We start from the raw sequence: 19,507 nt of genomic DNA, 5'->3' as shown, positions 1-19,507 counted from the left end.
GTCAGAGGTAGCGCAGTTCCTGTAGATCGACGTCACGGAACAGCTTCTTGGCCGTTACCTCGTCCAGCTGACGCGCCCTCAGCAATCGACGTAACTCTTCTCGCTCGGCGACCAGCCCTGCAAGCCACAGACGCCGCTCAATGTCGTCCATCTTGCGCGTCAGGGCGGCGTCTTCCTCGTCTGTGCGGGTATGGGTCTCGATCCGCTGGCGATAGGTCTCCATGATCCGGCCCGCGATGTCGGAATAGAGGTCGGGGTTGGACTTGCCCTCCGCCATGGCGTGCGAGGCGTCCTCGATGGCGCGGATGGCGGCCGAGGCGGCGGCGACGCGACCGCGATCCTCTTCCTGCTCGTGCGACGGCTCCGGCGGCAGTTCGACGTTCTTCAGGAGTCTGGGCAAGGCGAAGGTCGCCAGCACCAGCGAAACCACGATTACGCCCGCCGCCAGAAAGATCGCCAGATTTCGCGACGGCATCGGCGACCCGTCCCCCAGAACGAACGGCAGGGTCAGGATACCCGCCAGAGTGATTGCGCCCCGGACACCTGCCAGCGACATCACCATCGTCAGCCGCAGACCGACCTTGGCCGGCGGCCCGCGATGGCGACGGCGAAACAGGGTCAGCTTCAGCGAGGTCCACACCCAGACGAACCGCAGCGCCGCCAGGGTGGCGACGATGCCGATCACATAGACCGCCAACCACCAGACCTCGGGCCGACTGGTGCCGGCCACCACCTCGGCCGCGCGCGACATGATCGAAGGCATCTGTTCGCCCAGGATGACGAAGATGATGCCGTTGGCCACGAACTGAACCGTGTCCCACACGACGCTGCGCCGGATCCGCGTCATCGCCATCGACTGGCCGGCGATGCCGCCGCGTTCGGTGAAACTCATCGTCACCCCGGCCGCCACCGCCGCCAGAATACCGGACGCGTGCAGTTCTTCCGCCACCAGATAGGCCGCAAACGGGATCAGCAGGCTGACCAGAATCTGCGCGCCCACGTCCTCGCCCCAGCGTCGGCTGACAAAGCTTTTGGCGTAGCTGATAGCCATGGTGACCAGAACGCCGACGGCGATCCCGACCAGAGCCAGCCAGGCGAACGTCCCGACCGCATGGCCGATCGCAAACGCTCCCGTCGTTGCGGCGGCGACCGCGATCCGCATACAGGTCAGCCCTGTCGCATCGTTCAACAGCGACTCACCTTCCAGAATGTGCATCAGGCGCTTCGGGATCGGCGCTCGCGCCGCGATCGCCTGAACCGCGATGGGATCGGTCGGCGACAGGATGGCGGCAAGGGCGAAAGCCACCGGCAGCGGCATCTCCGGTATCATCCACCAGATCAGGAAACCCAGACCGACGACGGTGAACAGCACCAGCCCCAGCGCGAGCTCAAGGACCACCGCCCGATCGCGAAACAGGTCTTCCTTGGGAATTCGCCAGCCGTCCAGAAACAGCAGCGGCGGCAGGAACAGCAGAAAGAAGATGTCCGGCTCAAGATCGACCGTCTTGCCCGTGATCAGCACGATGGCGGCGCCCAGCCCGATCTGAACCAAGGGCAAGGCGATGCGCGTGATCCGCGCGATCGAACCCGACACCACCACGGCCAACAGCAGAAGCAGGACGGTTTCGATCAGATGCATGAAAACTCAGTCGGTCAGGTCGGGATACAGGCGCTCGAATCGCCCGAGCGCCGCAGGATGCAGCCGCACCGTGACGTGAGTACGGCCAAGCTCGTCCGCATCGCGCGCCGTGACCCGCCCATGTTCGTAAAGCCACGCCAGGGCCTCGCCCTGATGCGGTTCGAGCGTCAGCTGAGTCTCGGGATCGTCGTCGATCAGGCCGGCGATGATCTGGCGCAGAGGCTCGATCCCCTCGCCCGTCCAGGCTGAGACGGCCACCGCCTCACCGTCCTTCGCCAACCGTTCGGCCTGACCCAGCACAGTCTCGCGCGCCTCGTCGTCCAGCAGGTCGATCTTGTTCCAGACCTCCAGCACCCGGCGCGTTTTGCCCTCTGGCGTCTCGATCTGTTTCAGCACGGCCTCGACGTCCTTGGCCTGGGCGGCGCTGTCGGGAGAGGCGATGTCGCGAACGTGCAGGATTAGATCGGCCTCGCCGACCTCCTCCAGCGTGGCGCGGAAACTCTCGACCAGTTCATGCGGCAGGTCGGAGATGAAGCCGACCGTGTCCGCCACGATGGCCGGTCGCCCTTGCGGCAGCCGGATGGTTCGCTGGGTCGTGTCGAGGGTGGCGAACAGCAGGTCCTTGGCGAAGACCTCCGATCCCGTCAGTCGGTTGAACAGCGTCGACTTGCCGGCGTTGGTGTAGCCGACCAGGGCGATCGTCGGGAACGGCGCTTTCTGACGCTGCTTGCGGTGCAGGCCGCGCGTGCGTCGTACCTCTTCCAACTCAGACTTCAGCCTGACGATCCTGTCGGCGATCAGACGCCGGTCCAGCTCGATCTGGGTTTCGCCGGGCCCACCGGTCGAACCAGTTCCGCCCCTTTGCCGCTCGAGGTGGGTCCAGGTCCGCACCAGACGCGACCGCTCATAATCCAGCCGCGCCAGTTCGACCTGAAGTCGACCTTCCTTGGTCCGCGCGCGACGGCCGAAGATTTCCAGGATCAGGCCGGTGCGGTCGATGACCTTCACCTCCCACGCCTTTTCCAGGTTGCGTTGCTGCACCGGCGTCAGGGCGTCGTCGATGATGACGGCTTCGGCGTTTGCGGCGCGCACGAGCGCGGCCAGTTCCTCGACCTTGCCCGTGCCGAACAGGGTCGCAGGCGTGGTGCTGCGCAGCCGCACGATTTCTTCGGCGCGCACGTCGAGGTCAAGCGCGCGAGCAAGGCCCGCCGCCTCCTCAAGCCGTTCGCTCGCCAGCCGGGGACTGTCCGAGCGTCGGTCGGGGTGAATGACGACCGCCCGGATCAGCGGGACGGTGTGGTCGATCAGTTTTTGGGTCAATCAGTCTTCTTCGGCGTCGGGCTCGTACAGCTGCACGGGCGCGGACGGCATGATGGTGGAGATGGCGTGCTTGTACACCAGCTGGGACTGGCCATCGCGGCGCAGCAGGACACAGAAGTTGTCGAACCAGGTCACGATGCCCTGCAACTTGACCCCATTGACCAAGAAGATGGTCAGCGGCGTCTTGGTCTTGCGGACCGAGTTGAGGAAGGTGTCCTGAAGGTTCTGGCGTTTGTCTTGCGACATGGCAGGTTTTTCCTGTTCTTCGTTGTTTATCGCCGTGGGAGCGGCGGGGCCGATGCAGCCGACCGCGACCTTAACCGCCGCCCGGCCGCTCGGGCAACGCCCTAAATGGCCCCTCGACGCGCCTGTTCAAGATAGAGTTCTCGCAGGCGGGTCGCGACCGGGCCGGGCTGGCCGTCGCCGATCTTCACGCCGTCCAGCGAAACCAGCGGCATGACGAAGGCGCTGGCGGCAGTGACGAACACCTCGCGCGCCCGTTTCGCTTCATCGACCGAGAAGGCGCGTTCTTCCAGTTCGACACCCTCGGCGGCTGCGAGATCGAGGACCGCCGCTCGCGTGACGCCCCGCAGGATATTGGCCTGGATGTCCCGCGTTCTCAGCCTGCCGTCCTCATCCACGATCCACGCATTGGTCGATGCGCCTTCGGTGATCAGACCCATGTCATCGTACATCAGGCACTCATAGGCCCCACGCTCGCGCGCCGCCTGTTTGGCCAGCACATTCGGCAACAGGCCGACCGTCTTGATGTCGCAACGCCCCCAACGAATATCCGGTTGGGTGACGCCGGCCACGCCGTTTTGCGCCAGACGCTGGTTTCGCGCCGGATCGATCGACTTGGCGGTCACGACGACGCTGGGCGCGACATCCATTGGAAAGCCATGATCGCGCGGCGCCGTGCCGCGCGTGACCTGCAGATAGACCATGCCGTTGCGCACGCGATTGCGCCGCACGGTCTCTCGCAGAACGACGCCCAAGGCGCCGGCGCTCATTGGGATATCGATCTTCAGTTCGCTCAGACTGCGGTGCAGGCGGCTCATATGACCTTCGAAATCGGCCAGCCGCCCGTCGAAGACGGACCAGACCTCATAGACGCCATCTGCGAACTGGAAACCGCGATCCTCGATATGGACCACGGCCTCGCCATGCGCGCTGTATGCGCCGTTCACATAGGCGACGCGTGACATCAGGCCGGCTCGTCCTCATCGCCGCCGCGCGAAGGCGAGACGCCCAGCGACTTCAGCTTCCTGTGCAGGGCCGATCGCTCCATGCCAATGAAGGCGGCGGTGCGCGAGATGTTGCCGCCGAACCGCATGATCTGAGCCGCCAGATATTCCCGCTCGAAGACCTCGCGCGCCTCCCGCAGCGGCAAAGCGATGGTGCGCTCGCCACCCAGATTCGACGCCCCGCCGTTCGAGGTCGCCACCTCTTGCGGCAGCATATCGGCGGTGATCGTTTCGGCCGGATCGCCGGTCGCCAGGATCAGCAGACGCTCGATATTGTTGCGCAGCTGGCGGATGTTTCCAGGCCACGGGTGAACCTGCAGCACCGCCACCGCATCGTCCCCGACGATGCGTTTGGGCAGACCTTGCGAGGCGCTGATCGTGTCGACGAAATATTCGACCAGTTCGGCGATGTCCTCGCGCCGTTCCGACAGCGGCGGGACACGGATCGGCACAACGTTCAGACGGTGGAACAGGTCTTCGCGGAAACGTCCCTCTGCGATCTCGGCCTTCAGGTCGCGCGAGGTCGAGGTCACGACGCGCACATCGACCTGAACGTCCTGCTCGCCGCCCACACGCCGGAATCGCTGGTCCACCAGAACGCGCAGGATGCGGCTCTGGCTCTCGCGCGGCATGTCGCTGATTTCATCCAGATACAGCGTGCCATTGTGGGCGCGTTCGAATACGCCGATCTTGCGCGGGCGGCCATCCTGGCCCTCCTCGCCGAACAGTTCGACATCAAGACGTTCCGGCGTCATGCCGGCGGCCGAAATCGCGACGAACTCGGCACGGGCGCGCGGGCTGGCTTCGTGGATCTGGCGCGCCACCAGCTCCTTGCCGGAGCCTGCCGGCCCCGCGATCAGGACACGACTGTTGGCCTGGGCCACCTTGGCGATGGTGCTGCGCAAGGCCTGCGCGGCCTGTGATCGGCCGATCAGACCCGACGGCGTCATGGTCGCCGCGCGCAGGCGGCGGTTCTCGCGCTTCAGCGTCGCCGCCTCAATGGCGCGTTCGACCACGACGACCAGCCGATCCGACTTGAACGGCTTTTCGATGAAGTCATATGCGCCGCGCTTCAGCGCCGTCACCGCCGTCTCGATGTTGCCGTGACCGGAAATCATCACCACCGGCAGGTCAGGGTCCAGCTCCTTGACGACCTCCAACAGCTCCAGCCCGTCCAGCCCGCCGCCCTGCATCCAGATGTCCAGGATCGCCAGCGACGGCTTTCGGGCGCGGATCGCGGCCAGGGCCTCGTCGGAGTTGGCGGCGACGCGCACGGCATGGCCTTCGTCCTCCAGCAGGCCGGACACCAGGTCGCGGATGTCGGCCTCGTCGTCGACAACGAGAATGTCGGAACCAGTTGGTCGCATCTTGCCTCGCTATTCGGCGGCCAGGGTCTGAAGCTTGCGCTCCGTAGCCTCGCCGCCTTTACCGTGGGGTTTCAGGGGGAAGATCATGCACACGCGTGCGCCGCGCAGGGTCTGGGCGTCGGCCAGCTTCAGCTCGCCGCCGTGGTCCTCGCAAATGCGTTTGACGATGGCCAGGCCCAGGCCCGTGCCCTTCTCGCGCGTGGTCACATAGGGTTCGGTCAGGCGATCGCGGTCGCGCGTCGGCAGACCCACGCCGTCGTCCTCGATCACGAAGGTCGCGACGCCGTCCTCGATCGTCAGCGACGCCATCACGCCCGCGCGGTCCGACGCGGCCGCCTCGCCTGCCGCAAGCCGTTGCGCCGCAACCGACTCGCCCGCGTTCTTGAGGATGTTGATCAGCGCCTGCCCCACCATACGGCCGTCGGCCTGCATCGTCGCCTTGGGCAGGGGCTCGGTGATGTCGACCACGATGTCCGGCGCGGCGACCCGCTGAGCGAACACCGCCTCGCGCAGCATTTCGGCAGGGTTCTCAGGCGCGAACCGCGGCGCCGGCATGCGCGCGAAGGACGAGAACTCATCAACCATGCGGCCGATGTCTCCGACCTGGCGGATGATGGTGTCGGTGCACCGGTCGAAGATCTCGACATCCTCCCCGATCCGCGCGCGATATTTTCGTTTCAGCCGCTCCGCCGACAGCTGGATTGGCGTCAGCGGGTTCTTGATCTCATGGGCGATGCGACGCGCCACGTCGCGCCAGGCCGCGTTCCGCTGGGCCGTCACCAGGCGGGTGATGTCGTCGAAGGTCAGGACCATCTCGCCACCGAAGCCACCCTCGATCCGAACGCGTAGCCGTCGCGTGTCCCCGCCGCGGCTGACGTCGATGTCTTCCTCTATATGAGCCTCGGCGCGCCGCACCAGATCGCTCAGCTCTGGCGACAGGGCCGCGAGTTCATGGCCCAGAACCTCGGTGTCTTCGATATGAAGCAGTTGCAGGGCGCTGTCGTTGATGGCCGACACTCGCCCGCGCTTGTCCAGGCCGATGACCCCGGCACTGACGCCCGACAGAACGGTCTCGATGAAGCGGCTACGATCATGCGCATCGTCGCTCGCGGCCTTCAGCGCCGCCTGCTGGGCCTGCAGATCGCCGGTCATGCGGTTGAAGGCGTCCGACAGCGTGGCGATCTCGGCCGGGGCGCCGTCGCTGTCGACCCGTGCGGTGAAGTCGCCGCCCGCGACCTGTCCTGCCGCCTTCACCAACCGACCGATCGGCGCGGAGATGCTGCTGGCCGCCGACATCCCCATCCACACCGCCCCCACCAGCACCAGCAACGCCGTCTCCAGATAGCTGAGGATGAAGGCCGATTGGATGCGTGCCCGGCTTTCTTCCGCCTCGCGATAGGCTTGGATTGATTGAACGGCCGAACGCATCTGTGCGACGAGTCCTGGCGCCAGCGGACGCACGACATAGAGGTAGGCGTCACCATATCCCGGCAGCGGATAGAGGGCGCGAACGGTATCGGGATTTTTAGTGACCTTGACGGGAATATCCTGGCCCTCGGAGGCGATTTCCAGTTCGGATACAGGAGGCGCGAGATAAGGCGGTGCGCCGGGAAGTTCCCCGGTCGCCAGAACCTCACCCTTGCCGTTCAGAACATAGACGGCCGGATAGCCGAAAAACTCGGCGATCTGCGTCAATGCGCCGGTGAACTGAATGCGATCGTCGAAGACTTGTCGGGCCCCGCCCAACTCTGTGCTCATGGTGCGCAGGTCGCGTGTCATGTCGGAACTGACGTCGGCGATATAGGCTTTGCCGATCGAGGCGCCGTTGTCGACCGAGGTGCTCACATTGGCGCTGAACCACTGGTCCACGCCCCGATTGACCAGAACGCCGAACACCAGGGCGATCAGCACTGACGGCACCAGCGCCACCATCGAGAACAGGGCCACAAATCTCAGATGAAGGCGCGATCCGGCTTCATCGGTGCTGCGCACGAGGGTCAGCACGCGTCGGCCGACAATGATGGCCAAGCCGGAAATCAGGAGCAGATTGGCGGCCAGCACGATCAGCGCAATCTGGCTGCTCGATCCGCGCGCCGGCCCCGATGTGGCGCCCGGCGCGACCGCCACCAGCCAGATGGCCGCCGCCGTGATCGCGACAGCCAGAAAGAACGCCAGTCCGAAGCCAGTCCGCGCCCGTTCGCTATCCACCCACCCCCAGAACGACCCGTCGTCCGACGCAAGGTCGGGCGAAGCGGTGCGTGCTGAAGGCGTATCCGTCATGCCACAGCAGTCTCCAACACCTGTGGCCCATTTTCAACAGCAGACTTGCCAGCCCGAGGCAAATCCGGCCGCCACAGTTCGTTCATGGCGGCCTCGACGGCCGTCGGATCATCCAGACGGCAAATTCTTGCCTTGGCCTCACGACGGTGTTGCGGATCGGCCGGCCAAGGCGCCTGTTCGATGTACCAGCCCAGATGTTTGCGGAACATCTTCAGACCCAGCGGCAGGCCGTAGAAGTCGGCCGACGCCCGCAAGTGCTCGATCACGATCGCCAGCCGCGCATCAGGTCCGGGCTCCTCCAGCGCCACGCCATCGATCAGCGCCCGCTCAAGGTGCGCCGCCAGCCACGGCCGGCCATAGACGCCGCGTCCCAACATCAATCCGTCCGCGCCGGACTGCGCCAGGGCCTGGCGCGCTTCATCTGCGGTGATGATGTCGCCATTGACGATGACGGGGATGCCGACCGCCGCCTTCACCGTCCCGACCGCGTCCCAATCCGCTTGCCCGGTGTAGAACTGCTTTCGCGTGCGGCCATGCACCGTGACGGCCTTGACGCCGATCGCTTCCGCGCGGTGGGCCAGTTCGGCGGCGTTCCGGCTCTCGTCGTCCCAGCCCAGCCGCATCTTGACCGTGACCGGTCGATCGGTCGCCTTGACCGCCGCCTCCATGATCCGACACGCCAGATCGGGCGTCCGCATCAGGGCCGAACCGGCAGCCGAGCCCGTGACCTCCTTGGCCGGACAGCCGAAGTTCAGATCGACGATGTCCGCCCCGGCCTTCTCCGCCATGCGCGCCCCCTCGCCCATCTGTTCGGGATCACGCCCGACCAGCTGGATGACGGTCAGCGGCAGACCTGCCCCCACGGCGGCGCGGCGCACGACGTCCGGCCGCGCCCGCGCCAGTTCCTTGGCGGCCACCATCTCTGTCGCGACATAGGCGGCGCCCAGTCTGGAGGCCAGCACGCGGAACGGCAGGTCGGTCACGCCGGTCATCGGCGCCATCAGCACCTGGCCGGGCACGGTCACATCGCCGATTTGCAAGGTCTTTGGCATTTCCGTCTTTCGCCGCATCGCAGCCGCCCTCGTCAAGCACGACCGCGGCGCTTTGATGGTATCGCCCCGTCGCCACGCGCACTATCAAGGCCGCCATGACATTCTCGGGCATCATCGTCGCAGCCGGTTCCGGCTCGCGCGCCGGCGGCGACAAACAGTGGCGGGACCTGGGTGGAAAGCCCGTGCTGCGCTGGTCGGCCGAGGCCTTGCTGAACGCCGGCGCCGACGAACTGATCGTCGTGATCGCCCCCGACGCCGTTGAGCGAGCAACGGACGCGCTGTCCGGCCTGCCGCGTTGGAAAGCCGTCGTCGGTGGAGCCGCCCGCGCCGATTCGGTCCGCGCCGGACTTGCAGCCCTGACCTGTGGAACGGATCAGCCGGTGCTGATCCATGACGCCGCCCGTCCGCTGCTGTACGCCGCCGTCATCAAACGTCTGCTGTCGGCCGTTGCAAGTTCGGACGGCGCCCTTCCTGTCCTGCCGGTCGCAGACAGCCTTCGACGCGGCGAGGCGGACATCATGACCGACGTGGTCGAGCGCGACGGTCTCTGGCGCGCCCAGACGCCTCAAGCCTTCCGCCGGGGCGTGATCGAGACCGCCTATGCCGCCTGGTCGGACGCCGAGGTCCCGACCGACGAAGCCGTCGTCGTCCAGCGAAACGGCGGCGCGGTGGCCTTGGTTCAGGGCGATGCGCGTCTGATGAAACTGACCTATCCCGAGGATTTCGCCATGGCCGAAGCTCTGCTGCCCCAAGCGCAGCGTTATCAGACCCGCATCGGCTCCGGCTATGATGTTCATCGCTGGGGGCCGGGCGGGTCCGTCTGGCTGTGCGGGATCGAGGTGCCGCACGATCAGACGCTGATCGGCCACTCCGACGCGGACGCCGGTCTCCACGCCCTGACCGACGCCATCCTGGGCGCCATCGCGGCGGGCGACATCGGCGACCATTTCCCGCCGACGGATCCGAAATGGAAAGGCGCCTCCTCGGACCACTTCCTGATCCATGCCGCCGAACTGGTCGCGGCGCGCGGCGGCCGCATCGTCAATGTCGACGTCACCCTGATCTGCGAACGCCCCAAGGTGAAGCCGCACCGCCAGGCCATGCGCGACCGGATCGCCGGACTTCTGAACCTTCCGCTGGACGCCGTCAGCGTCAAGGCGACCACGACCGAAGGGCTTGGCTTCACCGGCCGCGGCGAGGGTCTGGCCGCCCAGGCCGTGGCGACAGTGGAAACGCCGCTCGCCTAGCGCGCCGCCATCTTCATCTGACGCACCAGCGATCCGAACAGATTGACGTAGTCGTCCGTCCACGGGCGCACCGCCGTCGGCGACAGCTTGCGCCAACGCGCATCGTCTCTGAACCCTTCCAGCGCCGCCGGGCTCTTGCCGATCAGCAGGGCCTCGGTCGAGGCCTCGGCCATATCGCCCTGGCCCGAATGCTCGATATAGACCTGGTGCAGGTGCGGGACCTTCAGCGCCTGCGCCGCCGCCTCGGCCGGCAGGGTGATCTCCAGGTTCCGGTTCGACAGATGCAGCACCACGACGCCGTCGGGCGCAAGCAGCCGCAGATAGCCGCGGATCGCCTCCACCGTCAGCAGATGCGTCGGCACGGCGTCGGACGAGAAGGCGTCGATGACCAGCAGGTCGTAGGATCCTGCCGGCTCGCGATCCATCGTCAGGCGCGCATCACCCAGAACCGTCCGCACCAGCCCATCGGCGCAGCCGTTGATGAAGCTGAACCATTGGGGGTCGCGCGACAGCCGATCCACCATCGGATCGATCTCGAAGAAGGTCAGCTGGTCCTGCGCGCGCTTGTAGGCGGCCATGGCGCCCGAGCCCTGCCCCACCACGCCGACGCGCGCGCCGTCCAGCCGCCTCGTCTGCATCTGCAGCATCGCCTGCCCCAGCGGCGTCGAGGTCGCATAATAGAGCGTCGGCTGACAGCGGTTCGACGGCGCCTGGGCCTGGGCGCCATGCAGGGTCGTGCCGTGCATCAGCACATGAACCGGCCCGCCCATCAGCGGATCGTCGATCTTGGCCACCCGCATCACGCCAAAGAAGCTGCGTTCCGACAGGGCCCAGTCATAACCGCGCGCCAGATGATAGCCTGACCAGACGATGGCGGCCAAAACGATCGTGAACATCACCGCCCGATCACGGACCAGGAAGGCGAACAGGGTCGCGATCCCCAGGATGGCTTGCGCGATCCGCACCAGTTCGGCGTCGGGGATGGCCGCGCGGATGTCCGGCGCATACCGGACCGCCTCCATCGACAGCGGCCCCAGAAGAGCGATGACCACGCCGGCGACGCAGCAGATGATCTCCCACGGCCTGATCTCGCGACGGCTCCACGGCCGCAGTAGTCCGACCGCCACCAGCACCAGCGGATACTCCCACACCATGTCGAAAACGGCCGGCGCGATCAGGCCATTGAACAGTCCGCCGACCACGCCGCCTAGCGACAGCAACAGATAGAATTCGGTCAGCCGATCCGGCGCCGGCCGCCGCGCCGCCAGCCTCTGGTGACACATCAGCGCGGTAAAGAAGAAGGCCGCCAGATTGACGGTGAACACCAGCAGCCATTCGCCTGTCCGGAACGCGATCAGGGCCGCGCAGGCAGCTGCCGCCGCAGCCTGCAGACCAAGGCCGATCGCTGGCGAAACAGCCGGCCGAGTCTGGAACGCGATGACGAACGTCAGCAGATAGAGCGCGAGCGGTATGACCCACAGAAAGGGCGCCGAGGCCACATCCGTGGTCAGATGCGCCGTCACCCCCAGCATCAGACTGGACGGTGCTGCGGCCAGCAGGACCAGCATCCCCTTTTCGCGCCAGGCGATCGGCGGGCTGGCCTGAAGCGGCGCGGGCTCCGCCGTTCCAATCTCGCGTCGTCGCCAGACCTGAACTCCCAGCCCCACGACCATCACCACGAACAGCCCATAGCCGATGCTCCAGCCCAGACGCTGATCCGACAGGCTGGCCAGCGGCTCGATCACGACGGGATAGGCCAGCAGGGCCAAGAAGCTGCCCAGGTTCGAGGCGGCATAGAGAACATAGGGGTTCTGGCCGTCTGCGTGCCCGGCCCGCACGCGCGCATACCAGGCCTGAAGCAGCGGCGCGGTCGCCGACAGCACCGCAAACGGCGCGCCGATAGACACGGCGAGCGTCGCCAGCAGCCACATCGCCGGTTGGGACGGATCGGGATCGCCTAACAGGCCGCTGATCTGCAAAGGCAAGAAAAACGCAGCCACAATCAACAGGCCCAGGTGCACCGCGACCTGCGCCCGCATCGTCGCCAGACGTTGCAGCAGGTGCGCATAGCCATATCCGGCCAGCAGCGCGGTCTGGAAGAACACCATCGACGCGTTCCACACCGAAGGCGATCCGCCCAGCGTCGGCAACAGCAGCTTGGCCGCCATCGGCTGAACGACGAAGACCAGACAGGCCGATGTGAAGATGGCGACGGCGAACAGGATCGGCGCGATGCGATCCGATGTCGGGGTGGCGGGGCGTAACGGATCGACAGCCTCGGTCATGCCTCTGGTTAGAGCGGGGTTCGCGGCCTATGAAAAGACCATGTTTTCCCAAGATATCGCGCACCTGGCGCAACAGATTGTCGCAACGGCCAGCGAACGCGGCCTGGTGCTGGCGACGGCCGAAAGCTGCACGGGCGGTTTGGTGTCCGCTGCGATCACGGCCATTCCCGGTTCGTCAGCGGTCCTGGATCGCGGCTTCGTCACCTACAGCAACGAGGCCAAGGCCGAGATGCTGGGCGTATCGCTGGAAAGCCTGTCCGCCCACGGCGCCGTGTCTCAAGCCGTCGCAGTGGCGATGGCTGAGGGCGCCGTGGCGCACTCGCGCGCCTCCGTCTCTGTGTCCGTAACAGGCGTGGCCGGACCGGGCGGCGGATCGGTCGATAAACCCGTGGGTCTGGTCCACTTCGCGGCGTCAGGCCCACAAGGCGTCGTTCACCGTGTCGAGCGGTTCGGCGACCTCGGCCGCGATGGGATCCGCCAAGCCAGCGTTCGCATGGCGTTGGAAATGCTGGCGGATCGGCTTGCGTGAGCGACCCCATCGTCATCGACGCCAGGGGTCACCGCTGCCCCGTTCCAAGCCTGAAGCTGATGAAGGCGATGGAAACCGCTCCGCCCGGCGCGCGGATCGTGCTGCTGGCCACCGATGCGATGGCCCGGATCGATGTGCCGTTTCTGATGTCTCAGAAAGGCGGGCGCCTGCTCGAGATCGAGGACGCCGACGGCCTTCTTCGCTTTACGATCGAGACCGACGCCCGGCCCGACGCTCCGACAGATTGACGACATCGGCCGGCGGCGTGTCGGCGACCGCGCGCGCCTTTGCCGCCAGCTCCATTTCGGTGGCGAAGGCGCCGCCGTAGAAGATGGCGTTGACGTTCCACGACAGCCAGATCAGCAGCACCACCACGGCGCCGACCGATCCATAGGTGGCCCCCAGCGGCGCGATCTGCTCGACATAGATGGCGCACAGCCACGACGACACGACCGACATCAAGGTCGCCACCAGACCGCCCGCCGTCGCCGGCAGCCAGGCGACCGGCGCCCTGTGGCTCATGGCGTAGCGGTAAAGCAGCGTCAGCCCGATGACCAAGCCGATCGCGGGCAGGAAGGCGTCCAGCGGCGCCATGCCGCTGCGCCCGGGCAGGCCGGCGGCCGACGACGACGCATGCGCCATGATCCGCACGGTCACGACCGCACCCGACACGACAGTGAACAGCGCAAAGGCGAAGATGGCCACGAAGAAGGCCAGCAGATTGAACTTGAAGAAGCCGTGCGGCTCGGTCTCGTCATGGATCAGGTTCAAACCCGCCAACAAGGCCTTGAAACCTCGATGCGCAGCATAGGCGCCGACAAACAGGGCGAAGGCGCTCTGAGCGGAAACCGTCCGCGCCGATGCATTGCTCAAACGCGTGATCTCGCCCTGGAAAATGGTCTGCGCCGCCTTGGGCAACAGGTCCGACAAGGCGGTCGCCTGGGCGCTGACTTCGCTGATCGACAGACCCAGCTTGTAAAAGCCGATCAGGATGGCGATCGCCGGAAACACGGCCAGCAGGGCGAAGAAGGACACGCCGCCCGTGTAGAGCATGACGTCGCGGCCCCAGCTGCGGGTGAACGCTCGCACGGCCAGCCCGCCCCAGAACCCGGGCGCTTTCAGCACCGACCGTGTCAGTTGCTCACTCAAATCGGTCCCCACAACCGTTGCACAAGCGGCGGAACCTAGCGGAATTCGCCTGCGGCGAAAGTCTCATCCGCGTGAGGACAATCATTCGCGATCCGGCCGCATCGCTTTGGCCGGACGACATTGCATCCTTAACACCCTCGTCGCTATGGTCCGCGCGTTTCCGGCCGGCTATTGGCGCGGCGACTTTTGGAGACGATCGGCTTGGCTTTCGACGCGCGCGTATTGATCCTGGCGGCTGACGATGGCCGGATCGGGCCGCTCGCTGCGGGTCTGGACGCGCTGGGCTGGACGACGGTGACCGCCCGCGACGTCGTCTCCGCTGAGATGACGCTTCAGGACTTTCCGCTCGAAGCCGCCGTCATCGATATCAACACCTTCGACGCCGACGTGGCGTCACGCCTTCGCGCCGCCGCCGAGCCGCGCCGCCTGCCCATCGTGGTCATCGGCGCCCGCCCTGATTCGGTGAAGGGTGCGGATCTGACCATGTCCACGCCTCCGCATCCGGCCCAAGCCGCCTTGCGTCTGGAGCAGTTGGGCCGGGCCGCCATCGCCGAGGAGGAATATCGGCTGCGCGTCACCACCTTCGCCACGCGCGGGGTCGGCTTGGACAAGCGGCCAGACGACGAGGGTCCCTTGCGCGTTCTGGCCGCCGGCGTCGCCGACCGGCGCTTTCTCGCCCTGTCGAACGCCCTGACCGCCGCCGGGGTCGAGGTGGTCGCGGCGCCGACGCCCTACACCGCCTTCGACTACCTTCACGAAAGTCCCTTCGACGCCGCCGTTCTGTGGGGCGCCGAAGACCATGCGCCGGCCCTATCGATCGCGGCGGGCATGAAGCGCAACACGCGCCTCTATCACATCCCGCTGATGCTTTATCTGCGCGGCAGGAACGAGATCAGCCTGGCTGAGCTGTTCAATCGCGGCTTCGCAGACGTCGCCTCCGCCGACACGCCCGAGGGCGAAACCGCCGAGCGGATCTTGGCCCTGGCCGGCGCGCACCGCATCCACCTCGGTATACGCAAGACGCTGGACTCGGTGCGTAGCCTGGACGTGATGGATCCGGAAACGGGCCTGTTCACACCCGAACTGTTCGCCAGCCATCTGGGCCGGGTCGCGGAGGCCTCACGCGCGCGCAAGCGCCCGCTTTCCGTCTGCGTCCTGAGGGTGCGCGAAACCGAATCCGTCACCTGGGCGCGTCAGGGCGGTTGGCTGGATCGCGCCATGCCGCAGATCGGCGCCATGGTTTCGCGCCTGGTCCGCGTCGAGGACACCCCTGCCCGCCTGGCCAAGGAGGTCTTCGCCCTGGCCCTGCCCGCGACCCATGCTGAACCGGCGCGTCTGGCCGCAGAGCGGATCGCCGCCGTGATCGGCTGCACCGCCTTCGACGCCGGTCCGGACCGTTCGCCGTTCGTCGCCGAGTTCGACGTCGGCGCCGCCGAGATGCGCCCCGACGAAAGCGCCGCCGCCCTTTTGGAACGCGCCTCGGCCGACCTGTTCGAAAAGACGCGCTGAGGAGCTTTACGCCCCCGCCACCCGCGCCAGATCGGCGGTGATCCGCTCGGCCACCTTCAGGCGCTCCTCCGCCGTCGGCCAGTCGCCCGACACAACGATCTTCTGGTCCGGCCGAATCTTCCAGAAGGCGTGGTTCTTTTGGATCAGCCCGACCAGTCCCGCCGGATTGGGGAAGCTGTTGTCGCGCAACGTCAGCACCGCGCCGCGCGGCCCGATGTCGATCTTCTCGATGCAGGCCTTGCGGCAGTTCGACTTGATGCCGACGATCTTCAGCAACTGCTGCGCTTCATCCGGCAACGGGCCGAAACGATCGATCAGTTCGGCGGCCAAGGCTTCGCGATCCTCGGCCTGTTCGGCGTCGGAAAGACGACGATAGAGGCTCAGACGCACGTTCAGGTCCGGCACGTAGTCTTCTGGAATAAGGACAGAAGCGCCGACATTGATCGACGGCGACCAACCGCGATCCACCGCCTGTCCCTCGCCCTTCTCGCGCAACTCAGCAACGGCGTCTTCCAGCATCTGCTGGTACAGTTCGACGCCGACCTCGCGGATGTGGCCCGACTGCTCGTCACCCAGCAGATTGCCGCCGCCGCGCTGGTCCAGATCGTGACTGGCCAGCTGGAAGCCGGCGCCCAGATTGTCCAGCGACTGCAGAACCTGCAAACGCCGCTCGGCCGACAGCGTCATCGGCTTGACCGCATCGGTGGTCAGATAGGCGAAGGCGCGCGCCTTGGACCGGCCGACCCGGCCCCGGATTTGGTATAGCTGCGCCAGGCCGAACATGTCGGCGCGGTGCACGATCAGCGTATTCGCCGTCGGAATGTCCAGCCCGCTCTCGACGATCGTGGTAGAGACCAGGACGTCATATTCCCCGTCGTAGAAGGCGCTCATGACCTCCTCCAGCTGGGTCGCGCTCATCTGGCCGTGGCCCACGACGAACTTCACCTCGGGGACCTGTTCGCGCAGGAACTTCTCGATGGCGGGCAGATCCTTCAGGCGCGGCGCGACGTAGTAGGCCTGACCCCCGCGATATTTCTCGCGCAGCAGGGCCTCGCGCACCAGGACCGGGTCCCAAGGCGTGACATAGGTCCGCACCGCCAGGCGATCGACCGGCGGGGTGGCGATGATCGACATCTCGCGGATGCCCGACAGCGCCATTTGCAGCGTACGCGGGATCGGCGTGGCGGTCAGGGTCAACAGATGCACGTCGGCGCGCAGCGTCTTCAGCTTCTCCTTGTGCTTGACGCCGAAGTGCTGCTCCTCATCCACGATCACCAGGCCAAGATCGCGGAAGCCGACCTGTTCGCTCAGCACCGCATGGGTGCCGACGACGATCTCGACCGAGCCATCCTTCAGCCCCGCGCGCGTCTCCGACGCCTCCTTGGCGCCCACCATCCGCGACAGCTGACGCACCTTCACGGGCCAGCCCGCAAAGCGTTCGCTGAAGGTCTTGAAGTGCTGGCGCGCCAGCAGGGTCGTCGGTGCAACGATCGCCACCTGCTGCCCCGTCATGGCGACGACGAAGGCGGCCCTCAACGCCACCTCGGTCTTGCCGAATCCGACATCGCCGCAGATCAGGCGATCCATCGGCGTGCCCTTGCCCAGGTCTTCCAGCACGTCGCCGATGGCGTTCAGTTGGTCGTCCGTCTCCTCATACGGGAAGCGGGCGCAGAACTCGAAGAACAGGCCTGACGGCGGCGTGACCGCCTCGGTCTCGCGCAGCGCCCGTTTGGCGGCCAGGGCGATCAGCCCCTCGGCCATGGCGCGCAGCCGTTCCTTGGCCTTGGCCTTTCTCGCCTGCCAGCCTGCGCCGCCCAACTTGTCCAGTTGGACGCCCTCGGAGTCCGACCCGTATCGGGTCAGAAGGTCAATATTTTCAACCGGCAAATAGAGTTTGCTCTCACCGGCGTAGAACAGCTCCAGGCAATCGTGCGGGGCTTGCTGGATCTCCAGCGTCTTCAGCCCTTCATAGCGGCCGATCCCGTGATCCAGGTGGACCACCAGATCGCCCGTCGTCAGGGCCGACGCCTCCGCCAGGAAGTTCGAGGCGCGGCGTTTCTTGCGGGGTCGCGCCAGACGATCGCCCAGGATGTCGGTCTCGGAAATGACCGCCACCTCGTCGGTGACAAAGCCATGCTCGACCGGCAGGACGCCGCGTAGATAGAGGTCTTTCGGCGCAGCATGAACATCAGACCAGTCGCGCACGGCGACGATGTGATCCAGCCCATGGTCGGCCAGCATGGTCGCCAGCCGCTCCGACGACCCTTCGGTCCAGGAGGCGAACAGCACCCGCTTGCCCTCGGCCTTGAGCGCCGCCGCATGGGCCGCCACCGCCTCAAAAAGATTGACGCTGTCCTGCGCCCGCTCGGCCCCGAAGGTCCGGCCCAAACGTCCGCCGGCATCCTCGCCGCCCGTGGAAAAGGGCGTGAAGCGCCGCACGGTGCGACCCGCCAGCGCCTGATTCCAGTCGCCGGCGTCCAGATAGAGCCGCTTTGGCGGCAAGGCGCGATTGGCGCTGGCCTGACCCTTGGCCTTGGCCGCCTCGGCGCGCGCATCATAGGCGTCCGCGACCAGATCCCATCGCTCGGCGCGGGCCGTCTCGGCCTGATTATCCAGGAAGATCGCCGCGTCGTCCGGCAGATAATCGAACAGGCTGTCCAAGGTCTCATAGAATAGCGGCAGCCACTGCTCCATGCCCTGACGCCGCGAGCCCTCGCTGATCGTCGCATACAGCGGATCGTCGCCCGGCGCGCCGAACAGGTTCAGATAGCCGGTGCGGAATCGCGAGATCGCCGCTGCATCCAACAGCGCCTCCGACACCGGCGCGAGGGACACGGACGTCATCTGGCCGGTCGACCGCTGCGTTTCGGGATCGAAGGTGCGGATCGATTCCAGCTCGGAACCGAACATGTCCAGCCGGACCGGCTCCTCGAAGCCTGGCGGATAGACATCGACGACCCCGCCGCGCACCGCGAACTCGCCGCGCTCCGACACGGTCGAGGCCCGGACATAGCCGTTGGCGGCGAAATACCGCTCCAGCGCCTGGATATCGAGATCGCGGCCGACCTTGGTTTCGAACCCGGCCTGTGTCGTGATCGACTTGGGCGGCGTGCGCTGCATGGCCGCCGACACCGTCGTCACGACCAGAACCGGCGCATCGCCGGGCTTGCGCATCGCCAGTCGGGTCAGCGTCGCCATGCGCTGCGCCGCGATTCCCGCCGTGGGGCTCAGACGGTCATAGGGCAGACAGTCCCATGCCGGATAATCCAGAACTTCAATATCTTTCGAGAAGAACTGAAATGCCTGAACGAAGCTGCCCGACCTCTGAAAGTCGCGTGCGACGAACAGGCCGACGCCGCCGCCGGCCTTGATCCGCTCGGCGACGATCAGCGCGTCCAGCCCCTCGGGCGCGCCGCCCAGGTCGGCGTCGGTCCGATGTTCGACTTTGGCGTCCATCAGCCGATTCCCTTGCCGACTTCGGCCGCGACGTGGGCGCGCATGAAGGCGCGCAGTTTGGCCATAACCGGCGTCTCGAACTCGGGCGGCGTCGGATCGCGTTCGATGATCCAGCCGTAGAGCCACTGATCCTCCTCGTCGATCAGCCGTTCGAATTGGTCCAGTTCCGCATCGGTCAGAGTCGGCGCGACCTGATCGGAAAACGGACCCAGCACCATATCGGCCTCGCGAAAGCCCCGCCGCCAGGCGCGGAACTGGATGCGGCCCAGCCGCTGCCTGCGCTCAGGCGTCATCTGCTCAGGGGTCATTTCGCTGTCGGGACGCGCGTTGATTTCGGCCACAAGAATCCTTGCCCGTTAAAAATGCCGATGCGCTCATGCAGCGATCCGCCGCGCGGAGAGCGATAGCGCATCAGGAATGTGAGAAG

Annotated in this window: 15 protein-coding genes; 4 read left to right on the top strand and 11 right to left on the bottom strand. The window is 66.3% G+C overall.

Going from position 1 to position 19,507, the window contains the following annotated elements; all coding sequences use genetic code 11:
* Position 1 precedes the first annotated feature (1 nt).
* The 7 genes from LG306_RS10315 to dusB form a co-directional block, all read right to left on the bottom strand.
* The gene (locus LG306_RS10315; RefSeq protein WP_404414202.1) at positions 2-1,639 is read right to left on the bottom strand and encodes a Na+/H+ antiporter; all 1,638 of its coding nucleotides are present in this window, start codon (positions 1,637-1,639) and stop codon (positions 2-4) included.
* Between the two features lie 6 nt (positions 1,640-1,645).
* Positions 1,646-2,959: a GTPase HflX gene (gene hflX, locus LG306_RS10310; protein ID WP_404414200.1), complete on the bottom strand. Its 1,314-nt coding sequence runs from the start codon at positions 2,957-2,959 to the stop codon at positions 1,646-1,648.
* Positions 2,960-3,205 (bottom strand): RNA chaperone Hfq, encoded by a 246-nt coding sequence (hfq, locus tag LG306_RS10305; protein WP_003164861.1) that lies wholly within the window; start codon positions 3,203-3,205, stop codon positions 2,960-2,962.
* A 101-nt stretch (positions 3,206-3,306) separates the two neighbouring features.
* A complete protein-coding gene (locus LG306_RS10300; RefSeq protein WP_404414197.1) occupies positions 3,307-4,167 on the bottom strand; it encodes a D-amino-acid transaminase in 861 nt (286 codons plus the stop codon).
* Positions 4,167-5,573, bottom strand: coding sequence for a sigma-54 dependent transcriptional regulator (locus LG306_RS10295; RefSeq protein WP_112861922.1), 1,407 nt, complete (start codon positions 5,571-5,573; stop codon positions 4,167-4,169). Before LG306_RS10295 ends, LG306_RS10300 begins: the two co-directional genes overlap by 1 nt.
* A gap of 9 nt (positions 5,574-5,582) precedes the next feature.
* On the bottom strand, positions 5,583-7,853 hold the full coding sequence (locus tag LG306_RS10290; RefSeq protein WP_404414195.1) for an ATP-binding protein: 2,271 nt from the start codon (positions 7,851-7,853) through the stop codon (positions 5,583-5,585).
* Positions 7,850-8,905 carry a tRNA dihydrouridine synthase DusB gene (dusB, locus tag LG306_RS10285; protein ID WP_404414193.1) on the bottom strand — a complete coding sequence of 352 codons (1,056 nt, stop codon included), beginning with the start codon at positions 8,903-8,905 and terminating at the stop codon, positions 7,850-7,852. The genes LG306_RS10290 and dusB overlap by 4 nt, the downstream gene beginning before the upstream one ends.
* A 95-nt stretch (positions 8,906-9,000) precedes the next feature.
* Here dusB and LG306_RS10280 point away from each other — a divergent pair, with 95 nt between their 5' ends.
* The gene (locus tag LG306_RS10280) at positions 9,001-10,152 is read left to right on the top strand and encodes a bifunctional 2-C-methyl-D-erythritol 4-phosphate cytidylyltransferase/2-C-methyl-D-erythritol 2,4-cyclodiphosphate synthase (RefSeq protein ID WP_404414191.1); all 1,152 of its coding nucleotides are present in this window, start codon (positions 9,001-9,003) and stop codon (positions 10,150-10,152) included.
* Here the strand turns inward: LG306_RS10280 and LG306_RS10275 are convergent.
* Positions 10,149-12,437: a spermidine synthase gene (locus LG306_RS10275; protein WP_404414189.1), complete on the bottom strand. Its 2,289-nt coding sequence runs from the start codon at positions 12,435-12,437 to the stop codon at positions 10,149-10,151. The two genes, LG306_RS10280 and LG306_RS10275, sit on opposite strands and share 4 nt — an antisense overlap.
* A 40-nt stretch (positions 12,438-12,477) precedes the next feature.
* Here LG306_RS10275 and LG306_RS10270 point away from each other — a divergent pair, with 40 nt between their 5' ends.
* Positions 12,478-12,966, top strand: coding sequence for a CinA family protein (locus LG306_RS10270; protein WP_404414187.1), 489 nt, complete (start codon positions 12,478-12,480; stop codon positions 12,964-12,966).
* Complete coding sequence (locus LG306_RS10265; RefSeq protein ID WP_295227729.1) at positions 12,963-13,214, top strand: sulfurtransferase TusA family protein; 252 nt, start codon at positions 12,963-12,965, stop codon at positions 13,212-13,214. The genes LG306_RS10270 and LG306_RS10265 overlap by 4 nt, the downstream gene beginning before the upstream one ends.
* Here the strand turns inward: LG306_RS10265 and LG306_RS10260 are convergent.
* On the bottom strand, positions 13,171-14,019 hold the full coding sequence (locus LG306_RS10260) for a YihY/virulence factor BrkB family protein (protein WP_404419701.1): 849 nt from the start codon (positions 14,017-14,019) through the stop codon (positions 13,171-13,173). The genes LG306_RS10265 and LG306_RS10260 overlap by 44 nt on opposite strands.
* 297 nt (positions 14,020-14,316) lie before the next feature.
* Between LG306_RS10260 and LG306_RS10255 the strand changes: the two genes are divergently transcribed.
* Complete coding sequence (locus LG306_RS10255; protein WP_404414185.1) at positions 14,317-15,624, top strand: diguanylate cyclase domain-containing protein; 1,308 nt, start codon at positions 14,317-14,319, stop codon at positions 15,622-15,624.
* A gap of 6 nt (positions 15,625-15,630) precedes the next feature.
* On the opposite strand, the gene mfd is transcribed toward LG306_RS10255, so the two are convergent.
* Together mfd and LG306_RS10245 are read right to left on the bottom strand one after the other, a co-directional pair.
* Complete coding sequence (mfd, locus tag LG306_RS10250; RefSeq protein WP_404414183.1) at positions 15,631-19,080, bottom strand: transcription-repair coupling factor; 3,450 nt, start codon at positions 19,078-19,080, stop codon at positions 15,631-15,633.
* Positions 19,080-19,421 (bottom strand): succinate dehydrogenase assembly factor 2, encoded by a 342-nt coding sequence (locus LG306_RS10245; RefSeq protein WP_404414181.1) that lies wholly within the window; start codon positions 19,419-19,421, stop codon positions 19,080-19,082. The genes mfd and LG306_RS10245 overlap by 1 nt, the downstream gene beginning before the upstream one ends.
* Positions 19,422-19,507: the final 86 nt, after the last annotated feature.

The organism is Brevundimonas vesicularis (assembly GCF_044807075.1).
GTDB classification, from domain to species: domain Bacteria; phylum Pseudomonadota; class Alphaproteobacteria; order Caulobacterales; family Caulobacteraceae; genus Brevundimonas; species Brevundimonas vesicularis_G.
Note: the sequence above shows the minus strand (reverse complement) of the source record. Positions and strands in the feature narration are given on the sequence as shown.

Coding starts and splice junctions, on each gene's coding strand:
- LG306_RS10295 (WP_112861922.1), bottom strand. CDS start 5,573: ATGCGACCAACTGGTTCCGACATTCTCGTTGTCGACGACGAGGCCGAC.
- dusB (WP_404414193.1), bottom strand. CDS start 8,905: ATGCCAAAGACCTTGCAAATCGGCGATGTGACCGTGCCCGGCCAGGTG.
- LG306_RS10260 (WP_404419701.1), bottom strand. CDS start 14,019: ATGCTCTACACGGGCGGCGTGTCCTTCTTCGCCCTGCTGGCCGTGTTT.
- LG306_RS10290 (WP_404414195.1), bottom strand. CDS start 7,853: ATGACGGATACGCCTTCAGCACGCACCGCTTCGCCCGACCTTGCGTCG.
- LG306_RS10275 (WP_404414189.1), bottom strand. CDS start 12,437: ATGACCGAGGCTGTCGATCCGTTACGCCCCGCCACCCCGACATCGGAT.
- mfd (WP_404414183.1), bottom strand. CDS start 19,080: ATGGACGCCAAAGTCGAACATCGGACCGACGCCGACCTGGGCGGCGCG.
- LG306_RS10315 (WP_404414202.1), bottom strand. CDS start 1,639: ATGCATCTGATCGAAACCGTCCTGCTTCTGCTGTTGGCCGTGGTGGTG.
- LG306_RS10300 (WP_404414197.1), bottom strand. CDS start 4,167: ATGTCACGCGTCGCCTATGTGAACGGCGCATACAGCGCGCATGGCGAG.
- LG306_RS10280 (WP_404414191.1), top strand. CDS start 9,001: ATGACATTCTCGGGCATCATCGTCGCAGCCGGTTCCGGCTCGCGCGCC.
- LG306_RS10270 (WP_404414187.1), top strand. CDS start 12,478: ATGTTTTCCCAAGATATCGCGCACCTGGCGCAACAGATTGTCGCAACG.
- hfq (WP_003164861.1), bottom strand. CDS start 3,205: ATGTCGCAAGACAAACGCCAGAACCTTCAGGACACCTTCCTCAACTCG.